Origin of the sequence: Bifidobacterium sp. UTBIF-68, assembly GCF_006408855.1 — a bacterium.
Lineage (GTDB): Bacteria > Actinomycetota > Actinomycetes > Actinomycetales > Bifidobacteriaceae > Bifidobacterium > Bifidobacterium reuteri.
The window spans coordinates 32,605-54,589 of sequence record NZ_JFAN01000014.1; the positions used below are offsets into that span (position 1 = coordinate 32,605).

The following is a 21,985-nucleotide window of genomic DNA, read 5'->3' on the forward strand; positions in this document are numbered from 1 at the left end:
CGCGAACCAGTCGGACGGCATGCGCATACCATCAGCAATTGCAAGCGGTGAGAGTGCGGAGATAGCCGGCATAGCAGCCTGTTTCCGCACGTGAAGACAATGCAATACAGCCAGCACCTACAATGTGGAAAGGACGAACCATGAGCCAGCACGTCACGGTTACTTCACCGTTCTGGAAGCGGTACCGTGAGAACGTCGCCAAGGAAGTGATCCCCTATCAGTGGGCGGTCATCAACGACGAGCAGAAGATCGACATCCCGCGCGACCCCTCCGGCGCCAAGCAGGACATCGACTACCACTACAGCCGTGCCGTGCGCAACCTGCGCATCGCCGCAGGCGACGAGGAAGGCGAGTTCAAGGGCTTCGTCTTCCAGGATTCCGACGTGTACAAGTGGCTTGAGGAAGCCGCCTACTCTCTTGCCTACGAGCCGGACGAGCAGCTCAAGGACCTGTGCGACAAGCTGGTCGACCTCATTGCCCGCGCCCAACAGGACGACGGCTACCTCGACACCCCGTACATCATCAAGTCCGGCGCGTTCGAGAACCGTGAGCGCTTCTCCCAGATCCAGCAGTCCCATGAGATGTACGTGATGGGCCACTACATCGAGGCCGCCGTGGCCTACTTCGAGGTCACCGGCAACCAGCAGGCCCTCGAGGTCGCCGAGAAGATGGCCGCCTGCCTGGACGCCAACTTCGGTGAAGAGGACGGCAAGATCCCCGGTGCCGACGGCCACCCGGAGATCGAGCTGGCGCTCTCCCGCCTCTACGAGGTCACCAAGGAGGAGAAGTACCTCAAGCTCGCCAAGTTCTTCATCGACGTGCGCGGCAAGGACCCGAGCTTCTACGACAAGCAGAACGAGAAGATCGGCGACGGTTCCACCGACATCTTCCCGCAGATGCGCGGCTGGACCCATGAATACACCCAGACCGCCCGTCCGATCCGTCAGCAGCAGACCGCCGAAGGCCACGCCGTGCGCGTCGGCTACATGCTCACCGGCGTCGCCCACGTGGCCCGCCTGACCGGCGACAAGGAGCTTGAGGAGACCGCCAAGCGTCTGTGGCACAACATCGTCACCAAGCGCATGTACATCACCGGCGGCGTCGGCTCCACCCACGTCGGTGAGGCGTTCACCTACGACTACGACCTGCCGAACGACACCATGTACGGCGAGACCTGCGCCTCCGTGGCCATGAGCTTCCTGGCCAGGCAGATGCTCGAGCTGGAGACCAAGGGCGAATACGCGGACGTTCTCGAGAAGGAGCTGTTCAACGGCTCCATCGCAGGCATCGCGCTCGACGGCAAGCACTTCTACTACGTGAACGCCCTTGAGGCTGATCCCGAGGCCACCGACCACAACCCGGACCGCTACCACGTGCTCATGCACCGTGCCGAATGGTTCGGTTGCGCCTGCTGCCCGGCCAACATCGCCCGTCTTATCGCCTCGGTGGACCGTTACCTGTACACCGTGCACGAGGACAAGCGCGAGATCATCGCCCACCAGTTCATCGCGAACGACGCCGAATTCTTCGACGGCGTGAAGGTCTCCCAGAAGTCCAACTTCCCGTGGGATGGCCACATCGAGTTCACCGTGGACGTGCCGGAAGGCGTCGAGCCGGTGAAGTTCCTGGTGCGCATTCCGTCCTGGTCTGCCACCCAGCACGAGCTCAAGGTCAACGGCGAGGACGCCCGCCGTCTGCCGATCGAGGATGGCTTCGTGACCATCGAAGTCACCTCCGGCCAGACCCAGATCACCCTTGATCTGGACATGTCCGTCAAGTTCATGCGCTCCAAGACCCTGGTGCGTCACGACATCGGCAAGATCGCCGTAATGCGCGGACCTATTGTGTTCTGCGCCGAAGAGGCCGACAACTCTGCTCCGCTGTGGAACTACCACATCGGCAGCCATGATGCCGGTCGCGCCCGCGCCGAATACCACTTCGGTGAGCTTGACGGCGTGGAGGTCATCACCATACCGGCCACCAAGCGCACCCATGACGAGGAGGACTTCCCGCTGTTCGCCGACGTAGAGGAGCATCCGGTCGGGGAGAAGTCCTACGACCTCAAGCTCATCCCGTACTACGCATGGGCCAACCGCGAGGTCGGCCAGATGCAGGTCTGGTTCGACTCCGACTTCTGATTCGGGCCTGTTCGCGCTCGGCCTGGTTACTCAATCAGGCCGGGGTCGCATCCATAAGATTTCGGCGACGGGAATCCTCAGACGAAGATGAGCAGAGGTACGCCAGCTACTGATCCGCCGAGTGCTTCGTCTGGCCCGCCGCCGTCCGTGCCAACTCACTGAAGGGATGGCACGGAATTGCAACACTGTTGTACCAAGCAACACATCAAAGAAGAAGGAAAACAATGAGTGCAGCAACTCAGGACGCTTCCGCAGTGAAGCTCTCGGTCAAGGAGAAGATCGCCTACTCCTTCACCGATATGGCAGGCAACCTGCTGTATGTGACCATTTCGTCATACATCATGTACTTCTACACCAACGTGTTCCACATCCCGGCTGCCGGTGCGCTGGGCGCCGGCACCATCCTGCTGGTGGCTCGCTTCGCCGACGCCATCTCCGCCGTGGTGTGGGGCTCCATCGTGGACCACACCAACACCAAGTGGGGCCAGAGCCGTCCGTGGTTCCTCTGGCTGTGCGTGCCGTTCGCAATCACCGTGTGGATTGCTTTCACCGCTCCGAGCCTGCCTGACGGCGCTCCGAAGTTCTGGTACGCCCTGATCACCTACATTCTGGCCGCCGGCGCCGTGTACACCGGTATCCAGACGCCTATCACCGCCATCCTGCCGAACCTCACCTCCGACCCGACCGAGCGCAACAACGCCAACTCCTTCCGTATGGCCGGTGGCCAGATCGGCTCCTTCATCACCTCGTCCTTCACCATCCCGCTGGTCGGCTGGTTCGGTGTCCAGTTCGGTGGCGGCGACAAGACCGGCTTCATGATCGTCACTGCCATCTGGGGCATCGTGGCCATCATCCTGCTGCTCTTCTCCTTCAAGAACCTCAACGAGCGCAACTACCATCCGGAACTCAACAAGCCGATCCCGCTGAGCGACTCCCTCAAGGCTGCCAAGGGCAACTGGCCGTGGATTATCCTCGTCGTCGCGTTCGTGATCTACTGGGTCGCACAGTCCACTCGTAACGGTGTGTCTACTTACTACGCGCAGTACGTGCTCGAAAACCGCAACCTGACTTCTATCTTCAACGGCGTTCAGGTGATCGGTCTGCTCGGTACCATTGCCATGCCGATCATCGCGAACAAGACCAAGAACAAGACGCTGACCATGATCATCGGTCTGGTCATCGGTGGTCTCGGTCAGGCCCTGATGCCGCTCGCCGGCCACAACGTGCCGCTGCTGGTCACCTTCTGGACCATCGGTGTGCTTGGTGCCGCCATCGCCATCGGTATGCCGTTCGGCATGCTCGCCGACACCGTCGACTACGGCGAATGGAAGACCGGCATCCACGCCGCAGGCTTCCTGACCGCCGTCGGCTCCGCCTTCTGCATCCAGGTCGGCTCCGGCTTCGGCGCCTTCCTGCCGCTGGAGATCATGGGTGCCGCTGGTTACGACGCCAACCTTGAGCAGCAGCCGCAGTCCGCGCTCGACGCCATCAGCTTCTGCTTCATCTGGCTGCCGGTGATCGTCTACATCATCGTCGGCGTAATCATGTGCTTCTACCGCAAGTACGAGAAGATGGAGCCGATGATCAAGGCCGAGCTGGCCGAGCGTCACGCCAAGGCTCTCGCCGAGGCCGAGCAGAACGCCTGATAGCGATTCTGCCACGCCGCTGATTATGTTGCGATAATCAGTTTCCTCTCAATAGCGATATGCGTCCGGTGACTACGGTTGCCGGGCGCATATCGTTTTTGCGTTGCTGCACCAATTACGAGACAGACCACTAGGTGACGGTTACGGAGTCTGGCTGCATTCGGTACTATTCGGCGTAGTGCACTTTGGCGTAGCATGCTTTGTGATAGGGGGTATGGGTTGACTGCATATATGGATCACAAGGATCTGACAAACACGATCATTGATGCCACGCGCGCACAGGAGATCGCGGACGGTGTGCACCGGGTGATGGATGGTATCGCGCAGGCGGAATCGGGTGCGGGGCGTTCGGCTGGCTCGGTCAAGCTGCTGGCGGCCACCAAGACCCGCGATATCGGCGAGATTCTGGCTGCTATCGATGCCGGGGTTCGCATGATCGGCGAGAACAGGCCGCAGGAGGTTGCAGTCAAGGCGCCTGGACTTGCGAAGCTGCTTGCCGAGCGCGGGTTTGACTTGGGCGTGGTGGGTGCGGGTGCTGCCGGTGCTGCGGGTGCCGCCTCGGATTCGCGCGCAGCCGAACGGGAATCGATACCATTCCACCTCATCGGCCAGCTGCAGGCCAACAAGATCGGCAAGGTCCTGCCGGTGGTGAATACCATAGAGTCCGTGGATTCGATTGAACTGGCGGAGAAGATCGCCCGGCGTGCCACCATGCGCGGCATCACGGTCGGAGTGCTGTTGGAAGTGAACGAGTCCGGCGAGGAGTCGAAATCCGGCTGTGCGCCGAGCCATGCCATCGATCTGGCCAAGCGGATCGGAGCGATGGGAGGCTTGGAATTGCAGGGGTTGATGACCATCGGGGCCCATGTGGATGACGAGCGTGTGATTCGCGCGGGATTCGCCCATCTGCGTCGCACGCGTGACCAGATTCTTGCCTCCGGCGCGAAGGGTACGGCGAACTGTCGGGAGCTTTCCATGGGCATGACCCATGACATGGCTCTCGCCATCGAGGAAGGCTCGACCATAGTGAGGGTCGGCACCGCCATCTTCGGCGAACGTGCGTTCATCTGAGTATGGATGCATGCATATGCGAAAGGCCTGTCAAGCGACTGCTATCGTTTGACAGGCCTTTGTCATATCGAGTCTTATCGGTGCGCCGTGGCACCGATCGCCGATTATGCATAGATGTTGCGCGGACGCATATCCTCGGGCAGACCCTCGAGCAGCGTCGCCACAGAGCCTTCCTCGAATACCGAACGGATGCCGGCAGCCAGCAGCGGAGCCACGGACAGTACCGTCATATTCGGCAGGCGCTTGGATTCGGGAATCGGCACCGTATCCATGAACACTATTTCCTTGGCACCGCACTTCTGCAGGCGCTCCACAGCAGGACCGGAGAGCAGTCCGTGCGTGGCCACCAGAGTGACCGACTTGGCACCGGATTCGTTCAGCGTGCGCACCGCTTCGCAGATGGTGCCGGCGGTGTCGACCATATCGTCGATCACCACGCAATCGCGGTCGTGCACGTCACCGATGATGCCATGTGCCTCGGCGTGGTTCGGTCGGGTGATGTCGCGCTGCTTATGGATGAAGGCGAGCGGCAGATTGCCGAGTTTTGCAGCCCACTGTTCGGACACCTTGATACGGCCCGCGTCCGGGGAGACGATGGTCGCATTGCTCAGGTCGATGGCGGAGCGCACATAATCGAGCAGTACCGGCATGGCGGTCAGATGGTCGACCGGGCCGTCGAAGAATCCCTGTTCCTGTGCGGCATGCAGGTCGACGGTCATGATGCGGTCGGCGCCGGCGGTGCGGAAGAGGTCGAAGATCAGGCGGGCGGTGATGGGCTCGCGGCCGCGATGCTTCTTGTCCTGGCGTGAATAGCCGAGGAATGGCGCGACTACGGTGATTGATCGGGCGGAAGCGCGTTTCAGCGCATCAATCATGATGAGCTGCTCCATGATCCACTTGTTGATATCGCCCGAGTGGCACTGCAGAACAAACACATCCGCGCCGCGCACCGGCTCGGAGAAGCGTACGTACATCTCGCCGTTGGCGAAGTCGTATGCAGTGGTATCGAGAATCGTGGTGTCCAAGCATTCGGCCACCTTCTCAGCCAGCTCGGGGTAGGCGCGGCCCGTGACCAGAACGAGTCGTTTATCCGGAGTGCCTTCAAGAATCGCCGACATGCCTTCGCATCCTTTTGTCTTGTAGTGAATTTCAGCCTCATCCAGTGTACAAGCACCCCTGAGCGTGCAGCTCCGCGATGTGGCGAATGCGTTGAGAGGTTTTGCGCGAGAATGGATCGCCGTCTGTCTTGCCGTGGCCGTACCATGTACAAGTTGCCCGAAAGAGGTGCGTGCATGCGTGCCTTGAGGGTGCAAGCGTATACACACTCCTGCCGCGGAACGTCCGCGGCCGAATAGTCCGAAGGAGGTGGGTGATGTCTGCGCATAAGTACGAACTGATGTTCATCGCCGATCCTGAGCTGGATGAGCGCGGTCTGAAGAAGCTGACCGAGCAGTATCTGGAGCTCATCACCAAGGAAGGCGGTTCTTACGATGAGCCCGATTACTGGGGCCGTCGCAAGCTCGCCTATGAGATTGCCGGCAAGACCGAAGGCAACTATGTCGTCGTGAAGTACACCGCCGAGCCCGCTCTCAGCGCCGAGCTCGATCGTGTGCTGAACCTTAACGAATCCGTGGTCCGTACGAAGATCCTTCGTAAGGACGCCTGAGTTTAGCGTGTAGTCAGCTGTTCTAGCTGGTAAATCAAGAAGGCAAAGCATGGCAGGCGAAACCGTTATCACCGTGGTCGGCAACCTCACCCGTGATCCTGAGCTGCGTACGATCGGCAACGGATCGACGGTGGTGAACTTCACCATCGCCTCTACCACCCGTACGCGCAACCAAAACAATCAGTGGGAAGATGGCGACACGCTGTTCCTGAACTGCTCGGCATGGGATGGCCGCGCTTCGTCGCTGGCCTCCAACATCGCCGGCAGCCTGTCCAAGGGCATGCGTGTGATCGCGCAGGGTCGTCTGACCCAGCGTTCCTATCAGGCCCAGGATGGCAGCCAGCGTACGGTTGTCGAGTTGCGTGTCGATGAGATCGGCCCCGCGCTGTCGCGTGCCACCGCTCAGGTGACCCGTCAGACCAGCCAGGGTGGATTCCAGGGTCGTTCCGGTGGATTCCAGTCCGGCCAGGGCGCCGCGCAAGGCGGTGGCTATGGCAACCAGGGTGGTCAGGGTGCCCCGAATGGCGGGTACAACGGTGGCCAGTCCGGTTACGGACAGGGTGGCCAAAGCGGCTACAGCGGTGGCTATCAAGGTGGTGCTGGGTACACCCAGCAGCCGGCCCAGTCCGCACCTGCTTCTGCCCCTGCAGTGGATCCATGGAGCTCCGGTTCTTCGCAGTCCGGCAGCTTCTCGACGTTCGGCGCTTCCTCCGATTTCGGAGGCGACGATTCCGAGCCGGAATTCTGATTTCCGCTTCCCTGCACAACTGGACTGCCCGTGCGGATTCTGCACGACGGTCCGACAAGGTCTGACGCAGGCCGAGCATAGTCTGCGCCGCATAAGCACCGTTGTCGACGGTGCTGGTGGCCGATATTGCATAACTGCATAACCAGCTGAACAGCAGCAATCAAATCATAGATTTTTAAGGAGAACATCATGTCCCGTAAGAGGCCGCAACCGCCGGTCAAGCCGTTCAAGAAGAAGCCGAATCCGCTGAAGGCTGCCAAGATTTCCGAGATTGATTACAAGGACGTTGCGCTGCTGCGCAAGTTCATTTCCGATCGCGGCAAGATCCGTTCCCGTCGCATCACCGGTGTGACCGTCCAGGAGCAGCGTGAGCTCGCCAAGGCTATCAAGAACGCCCGCGAGATGGCTCTGCTGCCGTACGCCACTTCCGGTCGCTGAGTTAGGAAGGCTTTGAACAATGGCTGAAACTAAGGTTATTCTCACCAAGACCGTGGCTCACCTGGGTCACCCGGGCGACGTCGTCAGCGTGAAGGCCGGCTACGCTCGCAACTTCCTGTTCCCGCAGAAGCTGGCGTTCGCTTGGACCAAGGGCGCCGAGGCTCAGATCACCGCTATGAAGCGCGCTCGTCTGGCCAAGGCCGTCGCCACCCGTGAGGACGCTGTGGCTGCCAAGGCTGCCATCGAGGGCACTACCGTCGAGATCGCCGCCAAGGTTTCCGAGTCCGGCAAGCTGTTCGGTGGCATCTCCAACGAGGCCATCGCGATTGCTCTGTCCGACAAGGCTTCGGTGAACCCGAAGGCCATCGAGGTCGAGACCATCAAGACCACCGGCGATTTCCCCGCCAAGGTGGCCCTCCACCCGGAGATCACCGCTTCCTTCTTCGTGAAGGTCGTGGCCGAGTGAACCATTCCGGCGTCACGCTGGAATCTTTCAGGCTAAGAGTCTGAGCTTAAGCATCGAAAGCCCCGTGCCTGCGCGTATCGCGCGGCGTGGGGCTTTCTTTTTTGGGCGGCATGCATGTAGTATGCGCCAGCGTCCGACAGCAGAGGTCGATGCTAGAGGCCGACGCTAGAGGCCGACGAGCTGCGCCGACGTCGGAGCCCGACGAGCTGTATCGACGAGCTGCGTTGCATCGCCGATTCGCAGGCAATGTGCGTATATATGTGATGATTGTGTGAAGCCGTTGAATTGATGGGTATGACGTGAAGTGCTCGGAATGCCTGTGGGCGTCGGACGGTATTTTCAAATCGTTGGAATTGCAGGCGACACGCCGTAGGTTGCATCTGATTGGAATCCGAGTATATTTATCACCTGTTGCAAGGAACACTTCAACATCTAACCAAGCCCCTGTAGCTCAGTTGGTTAGAGCAGCTGACTCTTAATCAGCGTGTCCAGGGTTCGAATCCCTGCGGGGGCACAGGCAAGCCGGAATCGAAAGATTCCGGCTTTTTTGTTTTTTTGTTTTTGTTTTGTCAATGATTTCGTCCGCGTGGTTTCGTCAGGGGGCGATGTGTACAATCGCCTCGTTTGCTTTCGCGTCCAGCGTAATTGTGCCGTTGGATCCGCGAACGGATTTCAAATCATACCGAAGGCCGTGGGGTAGTTGTGCCTGCTTCACGGCGTAGAGAAAAGAAGAAGCAGTGGAATACTCCCTCTTTACCAAGTTGGCTGCCGAGTTCTTCGGCACCGCCATTCTGATGATCTTCGGCAATGGCTCTGTGGCCAATGTCGAGCTCAAGAACACCAAGGGCCACCATGCTGGTTGGCTGAATATCGCCATGGGCTATGGTTTTGGCGTGATGTTCCCGGTGTTGATGTTCGGCGCGGTGTCCGGTGCGCACATCAATCCGGCCATGACCATCGCCCAGGCCGTCAATGGCATGTTCCCGTGGGATGAGGTGTTGCCGTACATCATCGCGCAGCTGCTCGGTGCCGCTCTGGGCCAGTTCATCGTCTATCTGACCTACTATCCGCACTACAAGGAGACCGAGGATGCCGATGCCATCTTCGCCACCTTCTGCACCACCGATGCGGACGACAAGAAGGTCAACTACTTCCTCAACGAGATGTTCGGCACGCTGGTGCTCGTTTTTGGCGCGCTGTGCTGCCTGATGGATCCGTGGGGCGAGAAGGATCCGGCCGCTGCGGCAATCGTCGTCGGCTTCATCGTGTGGGGTCTTGTGACCTCCATGGGTGGTCCGACTGGCCCCGGCCTGAACCCGGCTCGTGACTTGATGCCGCGAGTGCTGCATGCCATCCTGCCGATTCCGAGCAAGGGTTCTTCCCGCTGGAACGAGGCTTGGATTCCGGTGGTGGCTCCAATCGTGGGCGCAATCATCGGTGCGTGGCTGTTCGTGATCTTCTTCAACTGACAGTTGTTTCGGACGGCTGTTGGGACAGTTGTTCATAGTTGTTTCGGACAACTGTTGGGACAGTTGTTCATAGTTGTTCAAACGGCTGCTCACATGTAAGAGGGCTCCAACCCGTTCACACGGGATGGAGCCCTCTTGTGGTATTGAACCTCTATTGAATCCTTATTGAGCCTCTTGCGGTCTTGAGCCACTTCTTGAAGCTCTTCCGGTGCGGAAGAAGAAGTTACTTCTCTAGGAAGATCTGCGGGGCCTTGTCGAAGTTCTTGGCGCAGTGCTCGCCGCAGAAGTAGTAGGTTGTGCCGTCGTACTCGCGCGTGATGGCGTCGGCGTTCACCGCCACAGTCATGCCGCATACGGGATCGGTGGCGGTCTCGCCCTCGGTCGGGGCGGCGTGATGCATGTGCATGTTCATATCCATTGGATTCTCCTTGATGGTGTGTTCTGTATGGTGTGTCGGTTCGGACAAGTGTGTGAATTCGGTATGGCTGTCAATGATGATAGTGGGCTCCTGGTTGCCGGGTTTGAAGCCATTCGCAACGGAGGATGCTGTTGGCTTTGAATCGTCTGTGCTTCTATTGGCGGGATTCTCGGTAATAGAAGCCATATGAAGCCGGTTTGCGTTCAGCACCAGGCAGACGGAGCTCAAAGCCATGGCCAAGCCTGCAATCATCGGACTCAACAGCCATCCAGTGAACGGGTATAGTATGCCCGCCGCAATCGGAATACCGATGAGGTTGTATCCAAAAGCCCATCCCAGATTCTCGCGAATGTTGCGCATCGTGGCTTCGGAGAGATTGATGGTTTTCAGTACGCCTCTCAGGTCTCCGCTCATCAGGGTCACGTCAGCCGACTGCATGGCCACGTCTGTGCCGGTGCCGATGGCGATGCCAAGATCAGCCTGGGCCAGTGCCGGTGCGTCGTTGATGCCATCGCCGACCATGGCGATCAGATTGGACTCCGCTTTCTTTTGAACTGTGGTGGCGCTGTTACTGGAAGTAGTTGCGCCATGATGCTCGGTTGTGGAGTGTGCGTTGTCGCGTTCCATCTGCAGCTGTTTGATCCAATGGGCTTTGCCATCAGGCTTGACCTCGCAGATCACGGTATCGATTCCGACCTCGCGTGCGATACGGCTGGCTACGTCGGCTTTGTCGCCGGACAGCATCACCGTACGAATGCCGCGCGCGCGTAATGCCGCAATCGCTTCGGCTGAACCGTCTTTGATGGTGTCCTGCTCGTAGCTTGGCTTGTTCCAATCGGCGTCGGCATCGACTACGCCGCGTGTGATGGTGCCGGTTTTGTCGAAGACCACAGTGCCGATGCGGCGTGCCTGTTCCAAAGCTTTGGCGGACGTGACCAGAACGCCATTGGTGGCGCCCAGGCCAAGAGCCACGGTAACGGAAAGAGGCGTCGCCAAACCCAGTGCACACGGGCAAGCGATAATGAGGACGCTGACTGCCGTAACCAGCGCATGGGCCAGCTGCGGGCTTGGCCCCACGGAGATCCAAATTGCAAACGTCCAAATCGCGATAATCATCACCGCTGGCACGAAATACCGTGCGATACGGTCTGCCATCTGCTGAACCGGAGCCTTGGTGGCCTGTGCGCGTGCAACCATCGCGGTGATCTGCGAAAGCACGGTATCGGCACCCACCTGCGTGGCACGCATGACGCAGTCGCCTTTCATGACTACGGTGGCACCGGTAAGCAAAGCGCCGGTTGTTTTTGCGACGGGTTTGGATTCGCCGGTGATCATCGATTCGTCTACCATGACTTCGCCGGCCACGATAGTGCCGTCCGTCGGTATGCGTTCACCGTTACGTACCACCAGCAAGTCGCCGATGGCTATTGCGTCGGAACTGATATCGGTGCTGTTCTCGGGGATGAGCCACTGGGCGGCCGCACTGTTACTGAAGTCAATGCCGTCATGGAGCTTGTGGGCGACACGTGGACGCAGACGAATCAGCGATTGCACGGCCTTTCCGGTGCCTTCGCGGGCTTTGTTCTCCAGCAGCCGACCGAGGAGCACCAAGGTGATGACCACTCCGACGGATTCGAAATACGGTTCACGTGACCCTTCAGGGAAGACCCACGGAGCAATGCATGTGACCAGGCTGTATACGTACGCGGCGCTGGTGCCCAAGGACACCAGCGAGTTCATGTCTGGTGAGCGATGCGCCAAGGCTGGGAAACCGACACTATGGATCGGGTGTCCGCAATAAAACATCACTGGAGTGATCAATATGGCCTGCAGCCAAGGGTTCACCATCCAATGCGGTACCAATTCCGGGTCAGCCATATGCAACATCGTGGTGGCGAAGACGGGAATGGTCAGTATCGCGCCCACGATGACCAGTTTGGTGAAGGACTTGATTTCGTTGCGTCGCTCCTGGGACTCGCGCTGTTCTGCGGATGCGGCGTCGTTGGGCGTGTTGGATGCCGCGGTGGACTGGAGGCTTGCGAGCGTGACGTCCGATTCGCCTTCCACGTGCAACGATCCGTGCACCATGTTCATGCCGCAGGCGAATGGATAGTCTCCGGCAGGCAGTGCCGGAAGTTGCACGTCTGTGCGGGTGTTCCCCGGAAGCATGGCGTCAAGTCCCAGATCGCCGAACACCACATGCGAGGTGCATTCGCCGGTTTCTTGGCGGTCGAAGGTCAGGTTGATGGGCATGCCGGCTTTCATGTTCACCACAGAAGGAGAGTATCCGCCTTTGACGGTAATCGTCGCGTGCTGCTTGCCGTCGGTGACGATGCCTGTTTCACCCTGCTGCGCGGCAAAGAAAAACCGCAGGGTCGCCCAAGTTGCAGCGGCTGCAACCAGCAGGGCGGCCACCAACGCAAAAATGTTGAACCCCATGTTCGTTCCTCCTGCTCCTGTCTTACTCAGCTCACATTGTATACCCAATACCCCTATAAGGTATATAATCGGATGTGTTCAGCTGACGGGGAAAGAAAGGGCGGAAGACATGCGTGGGTATAGCGGTGACAAAGCAAAGATCGTGGCCCGTCTTCGCCGTGTCGAGGGACAGGTGCGCGCGATTGAGCAGATGGTGGAAGACGACAAATACTGCATTGACATCCTTACGCAAATCTCTGCGTCGAATTCCGCGCTGAAGTCTGTGGCGCTGCTGCTGCTGGACGATCATCTCAGCCATTGCGTGCGCCAGGCCTCCGTCGAAGGCGGTGTTGTGGCCGAGGAGAAAATGGCAGAGGCGTCCCAGGCCATTGCGCGTCTTGTGAAGTCGTAGCATCGTTTCCGCTCCTTTGCCGTCGGGGTGCATGTGGTTCCTGTGGTTCCATTGTGCACGCAGATTTTTGGTAGGGAAAAAATTTTCCCTGTCTGAAAAGCGATGCAATACTGGAAGCATGTTTGAACAAACGGGAAACGTGATTCTGGTAATCGCGGTATTGGTGATTGGTGCAGGGCTTGGACTCCTTGCAGGTTTCGTGTTCGGCCGCCACAAAGGTCAAGAAATGGCTCGTGGCGTCAAAACGCAGGAGCTGGAGGAGTCCAGGGCTCTGCTGCAGGCCGCCCGCAATGAGGCGGCTGATTTGCGCTCCGCCAATGCTGCAGCGCAGGCACAGATTGAGGGACTCAATCAGCAGCTTGCTTTTGTGAAGTCGCAGTTGACGCAGGCCCAGCAGGCGGAGCAGATCCGAATCCAGCGTGAGCGTGAGCGTGCCGCCGCTGAGGTCGAAGAACGCCGTCGAGCCGAGGCCAAGGCTGCTGAAGAAAAGCGTCTGGCGGCTCTCGAGGCAGCCGAGGTCAAACGGCGTGAGCAAGAGGCTCGGCTCAAAGAGCAGAGCAAGGTGCTGGAGGCGTTGGCTCCAGTGGCCAAGAACCTCGATGCGTTGCAGACCAAGGTCACGCAGATTGAGGAAGGTCGTAAACAGGAGATGGGCGCGCTGGGCGTTCAGCTCAAAGGGCTCAACGAACAGCAGGCTCGTCTGGATAAGGAGACCAGTTCCCTGTCTGCTGCGCTGCGGAACAACAAAGTGCGCGGCGCTTGGGGCGAGGCGCAGCTGAAGAACATCGTGGAATCGGCAGGCCTGCTTGAGCATGTGGATTTCGATACTCAGGTCGTGGTCACCGGTGCTGATGGACGTACGCTGCGCCCGGATATGATCGTGCATTTGCCTGGCGGCAAAACCATTCCCATCGACGCGAAAGTGCCATATGCCGATTATCAAAGGGCTTGCGAGATTCCTGAGACGGCGGGGCCGGAAGATCTGGCCCGGCGCAACGATTTGCTGCGGTCACATGCCAAGGCGTTGCGTGAGCATGTGCGTGCGTTGGGGGAGAAGGCCTACTGGAATGCCTTTGATGTCGCCCCGGATTTTGTGGTGGCGTTCATCCCGAATGAGGCGTTGCTGCAGGCGGCTCTTGAAGCCGATCCCACGCTGATGGATGATGCGTTCTCACGTAAGGTTGCATTGACATCGCCGGTCACGCTTTGGGCGGTGCTGAAATCCGTGGCCTATGCGTGGCAGCAGCAGTCCTTGACCGATGACGCGAAGCAACTGTTCGATCTGTCCCGCGAATTGTATGAGCGTTTCGCTGTGCTGGGAGATTACGCCATCAAACTGGGTTCGCAGATTACCAAGACCGTCAATGCATATAACAAGTTTGCGTCCAGTCTGGAACGTCGGGTACTGCCCACGGCTCGTAAACTGCAGAAGCTCGAACCCACCAAGGTGATTGAAGAGACGCCTCTTATCGATTCGGACAAGGGGAATGTGGCCGAGCTATCGGCCCCCGAAGTGGTTCCGTCTGATGATGAATCCGATGGGACAGCGCAGCGTATGACCGTAGCATGAGGGAAGCAGCTTAAACGAGCTGGTGTAGGTTCCATGGAATCAACGCCGACCATCGTGACTGAGCACGGGAGGCGGATGCTGACCGCCGCAAGAGATAGGCTTGCACTATGACTGAATCAGGATTCCGCCCTACCGGCACGCCGGATCTTGCCGGTGTGACGAACAATGCCGACTTCTCACGATTGGAACCGCGTGAGCTGCTCGCCACCTTGCTGAAGCAGCATGTGGTGGGACGTCCCTTCTCCGAGCTGTCGGCAGTGACGTTCGATCATCATGCGGCACCCGTCATGGGACATGTGCTCATCGATGCGCTTGAAGATGCCGGATATTCGGTTGATGATTTCGATGCGGTCGGCGCTTTGACTGCCGCGGCAGTGCCTATGGTATCCGCCATGATTCAGGCGGCGGCATCACGAGGCGAGGATCTGGACGGGTTCGTAATGGACTTCGTCTACCCGTCCATCAAGGGACCGTCTATTGAAGGCCGTCGCGTGGTCCTTCTGGATGCCTGGTTGTCCGAGAAATCATATGTGCAGACCAGCTCGCTGGTCACGTTGCGCAACGGCAATGAGCTCGGCCTTGATTTCGGCATCATCGACCAACTGGGTGGCTCGGTGGTGGCCATCGCCTCACTCGTGGGCGGCGGGGCGAAGAGCATCAACGTCGTTAATCCGACTACCGGCGACAGCAAGGAATTGCCCTTCGTCCAGGTGTTCGACGAATCCGAACTTCGCTGACCATGCACGCGCCAAACCAGATTTCCCTAGCTGCCAAGGCATCCGGCGAGCCGGAATTCCGCGAAATCGGACTCGGACCGTGGTCTGAAACGCACCCCGGTGAGCCGCGGCCCGACAATCCCGCATCCCCGAACTACAGTCGCCACTTTGATACGGAACTTCTGAATGAAGGTGACCGGCGTAATGTGCTCGACCGATACCGCTATTGGTCCGTACAGGCCATCAAGGATGATCTGGATGCTCGCGGCCGTCATGATTTCGAAGTGGCGGTAGAGAACTGGACCCATGATTTCAATATCGGGTCCATGGTGCGTACGGCCAATGCTTTCCAAGCCGGGCGCGTGCATATCGTCGGTCCACACAAGTGGAATCGCAAAGGCGCGTTGATGACCGAGCTGTACCAGCATGTTGAGCATCATCCATCCATCGCCGAGCTGGTGGAATGCTGGCGCAATCGCATCGCCGGCGAAATCGCATACGAACGCGCGCGAGCCGCTGCTGCGGCAATTCATATCCACGAATCGGCAGGCTCAGTATCCGCGCTGTTGCAGTGTGAGACCGCGTCGGCAACTCCCGACGACAGTGTTGCGCATGACGAAACGCCATCGTTCCAATCATCCGCAATCGCAGATGCTTTCCGCGAAGGAGGCGCATCCGCGCAATCCGCCACACAATCCGCCACACAGAGAGCAATGTCCGAGCTGGCGGCCGCTGACAATCGCATCAAAGAACTCGAAGCTGCACGCATCATCGCACTCGACATCATTCCTGGAGCGGTGCCGATGGAGACCTACCGGTTCCCCAAGCGCTGCCTGCTGCTGTTCGGCGCGGAAGGACCGGGCCTGAGCCAAAAAGCCCTCGATCTGGCCGACGATGTGGTCTACATCTCCCAGTTCGGTTCGGTGCGTTCCATCAACGCAGGTGCTGCCGCGGCCGTGGCCATGCACGCATGGATCGCCCAGCATGCTGCTCCGGCATCCGTCTAATAGCGTGGTCTCTGAGCGCGGGCATTGATAGTATCTTGCAGACAACTCTGCAGAATCCAACAAGTTGAATAACTGGATTCCTTCAGTGGTCGCAATCCGGACTGATGCTCTTGTCATAGAATGCACTGGCATGGGTCAGTGGCCTCGCTGTTGCCCGGAAGCGAATATGAATAATGACTGGTGTCATACTGTGCAACCAACACCATCCAGCTGTACCGCACCGCATTGTCCCTCGCCGCACCGATTGCCCCACCCATTATCCTGATCCCATTGCCGCCGTGGCTTGAGGTATGCCTGCCGCCCGTAACTTATTGAGCAGTGGATTCATTGCCAGCGCATCTTCATAGGTGAATCGGACTATGGTGTCGACTCCGGCTCGGTAGAGTCCTGTTTCGCGCTCCTTCTCCGCATGAACCGCGCCGCGAATGCCTTTTCGGTTATTCATATCCGGATCGACATACTTGGCAAAGCCGTCGAATTCCCCCACGACAGTACGCCCAGTGGGCAACCGCCAGAGGTAATCCACTCGATACAAATCACCGGTTTGGGGGTCTATGATTTCCTGCTGCAGCTCAGGAACTGCGAGCCCTCCTTCGATGATCGTCCCCCGTCCAAGCGATTCGCCGCCGTTTTCACTTGCGGGGTTGGCGTAATGCAGCAAACGGAATAGTGGTGTGCAGTCGCGTCGCATGGTGCTGCAGATATTCAGGATGTCTGCAATGGTGGCTTCTTTGCGCAATGCCGAATCGATGACAGGCAACGCGAAGCGGAATTCGGTGGACAGTCCGCAATCCACCACGGTTCTGGCTTTGCTGGTGACAGGCAGCTCGCCGATACGCACCGGTGTGCAATCCGATGCGAATATGCGTTTCACATGCGTGGTGCTGGCATTATTCCCCTGTGTTGTCGCAGTGATGGTGACGGAGTCGGCATGAAGGTGCCATTGATGGTCAAAACCATGGATGGCCGCTGCGGTGATTCCGGCGAACACCCAATCCGGATGCTTGAGATGGAGGGTTCGTGCCCGATGCCTTGTACGTTCATCCGGGTGTAGCGAAGCCCAGTAGTCCGGTCTGGCATACATGTTGGGGAATACTCTTTCCAGCTCCTGAGCTTGTGCGCGACGGGCCAGAGCTGAGCGGTGGGCTTTGGTTGTTCCGTACGCGCAGCGCTGTTCTGATTCGGCCTGGGCGATGAGAGTGGCCACTTCCTTGTGATGTTTCATGGTTCGACGGTATATCTGCGGTCGAGGTGGTGTCTATGTGTTTCAGACAATGTGGTCCGAGCTCCAGCTGATGAACGCGCGATGGTGGTTTCCCGCATGATTCCGCCAAATTGTACTGATATGGGTTCGTTGCCGGAACGGGGGATGTGGATAACTGGCTAGAGCTTGACGAAGTGTATGCGTTCATTCGTTCGATTGGATTGCAGCCGTGGCCGTGTCTGGAGGTCATGCCTGTTATTTGCATGGCGTAGATGGCAGGTGCGAATCATCGGTTGGGCCGAGGTTTTGCTTCGCTGAGAAGCTGTGAGTGGGGTGGATTAGCGGTTGGGCCGTGGTTTTGCTTTGCTGGGACGCTGTGAGCGGGGTGGATTATGGGTTTGGCCGAGAATATGCCTCGCTGGGACGCTGTGAGCGGGGTGGATTATGGGTTGGGCCGAGGATTTGCCCCGTTGACGGGCGGTGAGTGGGGTGTTTCCTCGGTTGAGTCGTGAATCTGCTTCGCTGGTGAGTGGTAGGAGGGGCGTTTCCTTGACGCGGCCGAGGTTTTGCCTCGCTGGGGTGCTTTTAATGAGGCAGTTGCTCTATTGGGCCGAGAATATGCCTCGCTGAGAGGCTGTGAGTGGGCGGATCGGCGGTTGGGGCGAGGATTTGCTTCTCTGGGGAGCTGTGAGTGGGGCGGATTATGGGTTGGGGCGAGGTTTTGCTTCGGTGGTGGGCGGTGAGTGGGGTGGCTTGTGGGCTGGGCCGAGGTTTTGCCCCGGTAAGAGGCCGTTTTGAGGCCGTCAGGGGGCATCTGAGGCCGTCGGGGGCGTCTGAGGTCGGGGCAGGGGCGTCCAGCGGGGTGGAGTGCAGATTGGGCCGAGGATTTGCCCCGGTGAGAGAGCGGCAACGGGTTGCAGAGGGACGCATGAACGCATGAACACATGAACACATGATGCGGCATGGTTGTTGTGCATTTCCTTTCGCTTGATGGAAGATGCTCGGATGAAGTGGTAATGGAAGTCCGCTGAAGTGCGATGGAAGTCCGCTGAAGTGGCAATGGAAGTCCGACAGACGAAATGCGTATCTTCCTGATGGCCGCGTGTCACAAACCGCTCGTATAGTTGGGCGCATGCCAACATTTTCACGCGAAGAAATCGTGCATTTGGGCGATTTGGCCCGAATCGCGCTCACCGATGAGGAAATCACCCGTCTGCAGGGCGAGCTGAACGTCATTGCAGACTCCATCAACAAGGTTCAGGAGGTTGCCTCCGACGACGTCGAGCCCACCGCCAACCCGGTTCCGCTTGAGGCCTATCTGCGCCCGGACGTGGCCGAAACCCCGCTGACGCAGGAAGAGGCTCTTGCCGGTGGCCCGAAGACCGAGGCCGGCATGTTCGTGGCGCCGCGAATCCTGGGAAGCGAGGAGTGAACCTGATGAGCACCGTAACCAACGAAACCGCAAATCTCGTCAAGCTGTCCGCCGCCGAGCAGGCCGCCGCCGTCAAGAAAGGCGATGTGACCTCCCGCGAGCTCGTCGAAGCCCATCTCAAGGTGATCGAGGCCGCCGAACCGTCCATCAAGGCGTTCCTGAAGGTCTCCGCTGACGTGGCCCTCGAACAGGCTGACGCTTTCGACGCCAAGACCGCCGAAGAGAAGGCCGAACTGCCTGAACTCGCCGGCGTGCCGATCGCCATCAAGGACATGATCGTCACCAAGGGCATCGAGACCACCGCCGCATCCAAGATCCTCGAAGGCTGGGTGCCGCCGTATGACGCCACCGTCATCGAGAAGCTCAAGGCTGCTGGCATGCCGATCCTCGGCAAGACCAACCTGGACGAGTTCGCACAGGGTTCCTCCACCGAGCACTCCGCCTACCAGACCACCCACAATCCGTGGGATACCGAGCGCGTGCCGGGTGGTTCCGGCGGTGGCTCCGCTTCCGCGGTCGCCGCGTTCGAGGCCCCGCTGGCCCTCGGCACCGACACCGGTGGCTCCATTCGTCAGCCCGGTGCCCTGACCGGCACCGTGGGCGTCAAGCCCACCTACGGCGGCGTCTCCCGCTTCGGCGCCATCGCCATGGCTTCCTCGCTCGACCAGATCGGCCCGGTCTCCCGCACCGTGCTTGACTCCGCCCTGCTGCAGGAAGTCATCGGCGGCCATGACCGCCGTGACTCCACGTCCATCCCCGAGGGCCCGCGTCCGATGGTTGCCGCCGCCCGTGAGGGTGCCAAGCGCGACCTCAAGGGTTTGAAGGTCGGTCTGATCAAGGAACTCGGCGGCGACGGCTTCCAGCCCGGCGTCGAGGCTCGATTCAACGAGGCCGTGGATAAGCTCAAGGAGATGGGTGCCGAGGTCGTCGAGGTTTCCTGCCCGCATATCGGCTACTCTCTGGGCGCCTACTACATCATCATGCCGTCCGAGGTGAGCTCCAACCTGGCCCGATACGATGGCATGCGCTACGGCCTGCGCGTCATGCCGCCGGCCGGCGTGCCGCAGACTGCTGCCAACATGATGGCCTACACCCGTGAGGCCGGCTTTGGCGACGAGGTCAAGCGCCGCATCATCCTCGGCACCTACGCCCTGTCCGCCGGCTACTACGACGCCTGGTATGGCTCGGCCCAGAAGGTCCGTACGCTGATCATCCAGGACTTCAAGAAGGCCTTCGAACAGGCCGATGTTCTGGTCTCTCCGACCTCTCCGTCGACCGCCTTCAAGTTCGGCGAGAAGATGGACGATCCGCTGGCCATGTACATGAACGACATCGCCACCATCCCGGCCAACCTCGCCGGTGTTCCGGCCATGTCCATCCCGGCCGGCCTGTCGGACGACGGCCTGCCCGTGGGCTTCCAGTTCATCGCCCCGCAGCAGCGCGACGAAGTGATGTACAAGCCCGCTGCCGCACTGGAGGCCGCGCTTGAGGATGACTGGAATGGTCCGATTTGGAAGGACCTCAAGGCTCCGTGGCTTGACGGCTTGGACAAGTGAGAAGCATCGGAAGGAAAGATAAGCAACATCATGGCTGAAAAACTGATGAAGTACGCCGATGCCACCAAGAAGTATGATGTGGTCTTCGGTCTGGAAACCCACGTTGAGCTCAGCACGAACACCAAGCTGTTCTGCCCGGCTCACATCGAGTTCGGTGGCGAGCCGAACACCCAGCTGACTCCGGTCTCCTTGGGGCTGCCGGGCTCGTTGCCGGTGGTCAACAAGGCCGCTGTGGACTACGCGATCAAGCTTGGTCTCGCACTGCACTGTGAAATCAACGAGTGGAGCCAGTTCGCCCGCAAGAACTACTTCTACCCGGACATGCCGCGCGACTACCAGATCTCCCAGTACGACAAGCCGACCAACGGCAACGGCTACCTGGATGTCGAGCTGGAGGACGGCACCGTCTTCCGTGTGCCGATCGAACGTGCGCACATCGAGGATGACGCCGGCAAGAACACCCACGTGGGCGGTGCCGACGGCCGCATCGAAGGCGCCGACCATTCCCTCGTGGACTACAACCGCGCCGGTGTGCCGCTGATCGAGATCGTCACCAAACCTATCGAGGGTGCGGGCGACCGCGCTCCGGAGATCGCCGGTGCCTACATGCGTGCCATCCGCGACATCGTACGCGCGTTGAACATCAGCCACGCCCGTATGGAGCAGGGCAACATGCGCGCCGACGTCAACGTTTCGCTGCGCCCGTCCGCCGACGCCCCGTATGGCACCCGTTCCGAAACCAAGAACGTGAACTCGTTCCGCGGCATCGAGAAGACCATCCAGTACGAGATCCGCCGTCAGGCCGCCCGCCTCGACGAGGGCAAGGACATCCTGCAGGAGACCCGCCACTGGGATGAGGCTACGCAGACCACCGCAGGCGGACGCGTCAAGTCCGATGCGGACGACTACCGCTACTTCCCGGACCCGGATCTGGTCATGCTCCACATCACCAAGGAGCACATCGAGGAGATCAAGGCTCAGATGCCGGAGATGCCGCGCGAACGCCGCAACCGTCTCAAGACCGAATGGGGTCTGACGGATCTGCAGATGCGCGACATCCTGAACGCCGACGCACTTGACCTGATTGAAGAGACCGTCAAGGCCGGTGCCAAGGCCGCAGGCGCCCGCAAGTGGTGGCTGGGTGAGCTGTCCCGCGCCGCCAACGCCAAGGGCGTCTCCCTCGAGGAGCTGCCGATCACCCCGGCCGACGTGGCCGAGGTTGAGAAGCTCATCGCCAGCGGCAAGCTCAACGACAAGCTCGCCAAGCAGACCGTCGAAGGCGTACTCAAGGGCGAAGGCACCCCGGATGAGGTCGTCAAGAAGCACGGCTACAAGATCGTCGAGGACAACGGCGCCATCGAGGCGGCCGTCGACGCGGCGTTCGAGGCGAACCCCGACGTGGTCGAGAAGCTCAAGAGCGGCAACATGAAGCCGATGGGCGTGATCATCGGTGCCGTGATGAAGGCCACGCGAGGCCAGGCCGATGCCAAGGCCGTCACCAAGGTGGTCATGGGCAAGATCAAGTCCTGAGCCGTTAAGCGGACAGCCGAAACAGGCTGTATGTACGTAACAGTCACATGGCTACGTACATACAGCCTGTTTTGTTACAA

General features: G+C 59.6%; 16 protein-coding genes, 1 tRNA gene and 4 pseudogenes. 17 read left to right on the top strand and 4 right to left on the bottom strand.

The window, feature by feature from the left end; genetic code table 11:
• Positions 1–140: 140 nt before the first annotated feature.
• The 3 genes from BW14_RS04565 to BW14_RS04575 all read left to right on the top strand — a co-directional run bounded on the left by BW14_RS04565 (position 141) and on the right by BW14_RS04575 (position 4,855).
• Positions 141–2,138 (top strand): glycoside hydrolase family 127 protein, encoded by a 1,998-nt coding sequence (locus tag BW14_RS04565; protein WP_140489317.1) that lies wholly within the window; start codon positions 141–143, stop codon positions 2,136–2,138.
• 224 nt (positions 2,139–2,362) lie between these two features.
• Positions 2,363–3,784, top strand: coding sequence for an MFS transporter (locus BW14_RS04570; RefSeq protein ID WP_140489318.1), 1,422 nt, complete (start codon positions 2,363–2,365; stop codon positions 3,782–3,784).
• Between the two features lie 231 nt (positions 3,785–4,015).
• Positions 4,016–4,855: a YggS family pyridoxal phosphate-dependent enzyme gene (locus BW14_RS04575; RefSeq protein ID WP_140489319.1), complete on the top strand. Its 840-nt coding sequence runs from the start codon at positions 4,016–4,018 to the stop codon at positions 4,853–4,855.
• 104 nt (positions 4,856–4,959) lie between these two features.
• Here BW14_RS04575 and BW14_RS04580 read toward each other — a convergent pair whose 3' ends face one another.
• Positions 4,960–5,973 carry a ribose-phosphate diphosphokinase gene (locus tag BW14_RS04580; protein WP_044089345.1) on the bottom strand — a complete coding sequence of 338 codons (1,014 nt, stop codon included), beginning with the start codon at positions 5,971–5,973 and terminating at the stop codon, positions 4,960–4,962.
• 254 nt (positions 5,974–6,227) lie between these two features.
• Between BW14_RS04580 and rpsF the strand changes: the two genes are divergently transcribed.
• From rpsF to BW14_RS04610, 6 genes are all read left to right on the top strand, one after another.
• Positions 6,228–6,521 carry a 30S ribosomal protein S6 gene (gene rpsF, locus BW14_RS04585; protein WP_140463256.1) on the top strand — a complete coding sequence of 98 codons (294 nt, stop codon included), beginning with the start codon at positions 6,228–6,230 and terminating at the stop codon, positions 6,519–6,521.
• A gap of 49 nt (positions 6,522–6,570) precedes the next feature.
• A complete protein-coding gene (locus BW14_RS04590; protein ID WP_140489320.1) occupies positions 6,571–7,269 on the top strand; it encodes a single-stranded DNA-binding protein in 699 nt (232 codons plus the stop codon).
• A gap of 189 nt (positions 7,270–7,458) precedes the next feature.
• A complete protein-coding gene (gene rpsR, locus BW14_RS04595) occupies positions 7,459–7,707 on the top strand; it encodes a 30S ribosomal protein S18 (RefSeq protein WP_044089348.1) in 249 nt (82 codons plus the stop codon).
• A gap of 19 nt (positions 7,708–7,726) precedes the next feature.
• Positions 7,727–8,173, top strand: a complete 447-nt coding sequence (gene rplI, locus BW14_RS04600; protein ID WP_044089349.1) for a 50S ribosomal protein L9 — start codon at positions 7,727–7,729, stop codon at positions 8,171–8,173.
• A 440-nt stretch (positions 8,174–8,613) separates the two neighbouring features.
• Positions 8,614–8,687: transfer RNA gene (locus BW14_RS04605), tRNA-Lys, on the top strand.
• Between the two features lie 223 nt (positions 8,688–8,910).
• Complete coding sequence (locus tag BW14_RS04610; RefSeq protein WP_140489321.1) at positions 8,911–9,642, top strand: MIP/aquaporin family protein; 732 nt, start codon at positions 8,911–8,913, stop codon at positions 9,640–9,642.
• 223 nt (positions 9,643–9,865) lie between these two features.
• Here BW14_RS04610 and BW14_RS12495 read toward each other — a convergent pair.
• Both BW14_RS12495 and BW14_RS04615 read right to left on the bottom strand, forming a co-directional pair.
• A pseudogene (locus BW14_RS12495) lies at positions 9,866–10,153 on the bottom strand (YHS domain-containing protein); the annotation flags it as partial.
• A gap of 95 nt (positions 10,154–10,248) precedes the next feature.
• A pseudogene (locus BW14_RS04615) lies at positions 10,249–12,499 on the bottom strand (HAD-IC family P-type ATPase); the annotation flags it as partial.
• A 109-nt stretch (positions 12,500–12,608) separates the two neighbouring features.
• Here BW14_RS04615 and BW14_RS04620 point away from each other — a divergent pair.
• From BW14_RS04620 to BW14_RS12505, 5 genes and pseudogenes are all read left to right on the top strand, one after another.
• Positions 12,609–12,890: a metal-sensitive transcriptional regulator gene (locus BW14_RS04620; protein ID WP_044089352.1), complete on the top strand. Its 282-nt coding sequence runs from the start codon at positions 12,609–12,611 to the stop codon at positions 12,888–12,890.
• A gap of 118 nt (positions 12,891–13,008) precedes the next feature.
• Entirely contained in the window at positions 13,009–14,460 is a 1,452-nt protein-coding gene (gene rmuC, locus BW14_RS04625) for a DNA recombination protein RmuC (protein ID WP_044089353.1), read from the top strand.
• Between the two features lie 107 nt (positions 14,461–14,567).
• Positions 14,568–15,197 (top strand): orotate phosphoribosyltransferase, encoded by a 630-nt coding sequence (locus tag BW14_RS04630; protein ID WP_044089354.1) that lies wholly within the window; start codon positions 14,568–14,570, stop codon positions 15,195–15,197.
• Positions 15,198–15,199: 2 nt separating this feature from the next.
• Positions 15,200–15,719: pseudogene (locus BW14_RS12500) on the top strand (RNA methyltransferase); the annotation flags it as partial.
• Positions 15,720–15,850: 131 nt separating this feature from the next.
• Positions 15,851–16,183, top strand: a pseudogene (locus BW14_RS12505) (TrmH family RNA methyltransferase); the annotation flags it as partial.
• 256 nt (positions 16,184–16,439) lie between these two features.
• Here BW14_RS12505 and BW14_RS04640 read toward each other — a convergent pair.
• On the bottom strand, positions 16,440–17,408 hold the full coding sequence (locus tag BW14_RS04640) for a hypothetical protein (protein ID WP_044089356.1): 969 nt from the start codon (positions 17,406–17,408) through the stop codon (positions 16,440–16,442).
• A gap of 1,111 nt (positions 17,409–18,519) precedes the next feature.
• Between BW14_RS04640 and gatC the strand changes: the two genes are divergently transcribed.
• Genes gatC through gatB form a run of 3 tightly spaced genes read left to right on the top strand, consistent with a single transcriptional unit; the run spans position 18,520 to position 21,905 of the window.
• Positions 18,520–18,819, top strand: a complete 300-nt coding sequence (gene gatC, locus BW14_RS04645; RefSeq protein ID WP_044089358.1) for an Asp-tRNA(Asn)/Glu-tRNA(Gln) amidotransferase subunit GatC — start codon at positions 18,520–18,522, stop codon at positions 18,817–18,819.
• Positions 18,820–18,824: 5 nt separating this feature from the next.
• The gene (gene gatA, locus BW14_RS04650) at positions 18,825–20,375 is read left to right on the top strand and encodes an Asp-tRNA(Asn)/Glu-tRNA(Gln) amidotransferase subunit GatA (protein WP_044089359.1); all 1,551 of its coding nucleotides are present in this window, start codon (positions 18,825–18,827) and stop codon (positions 20,373–20,375) included.
• A 30-nt stretch (positions 20,376–20,405) separates the two neighbouring features.
• A complete protein-coding gene (gene gatB, locus BW14_RS04655; RefSeq protein WP_044089360.1) occupies positions 20,406–21,905 on the top strand; it encodes an Asp-tRNA(Asn)/Glu-tRNA(Gln) amidotransferase subunit GatB in 1,500 nt (499 codons plus the stop codon).
• The last annotated feature ends 80 nt before the right edge of the window (positions 21,906–21,985 follow it).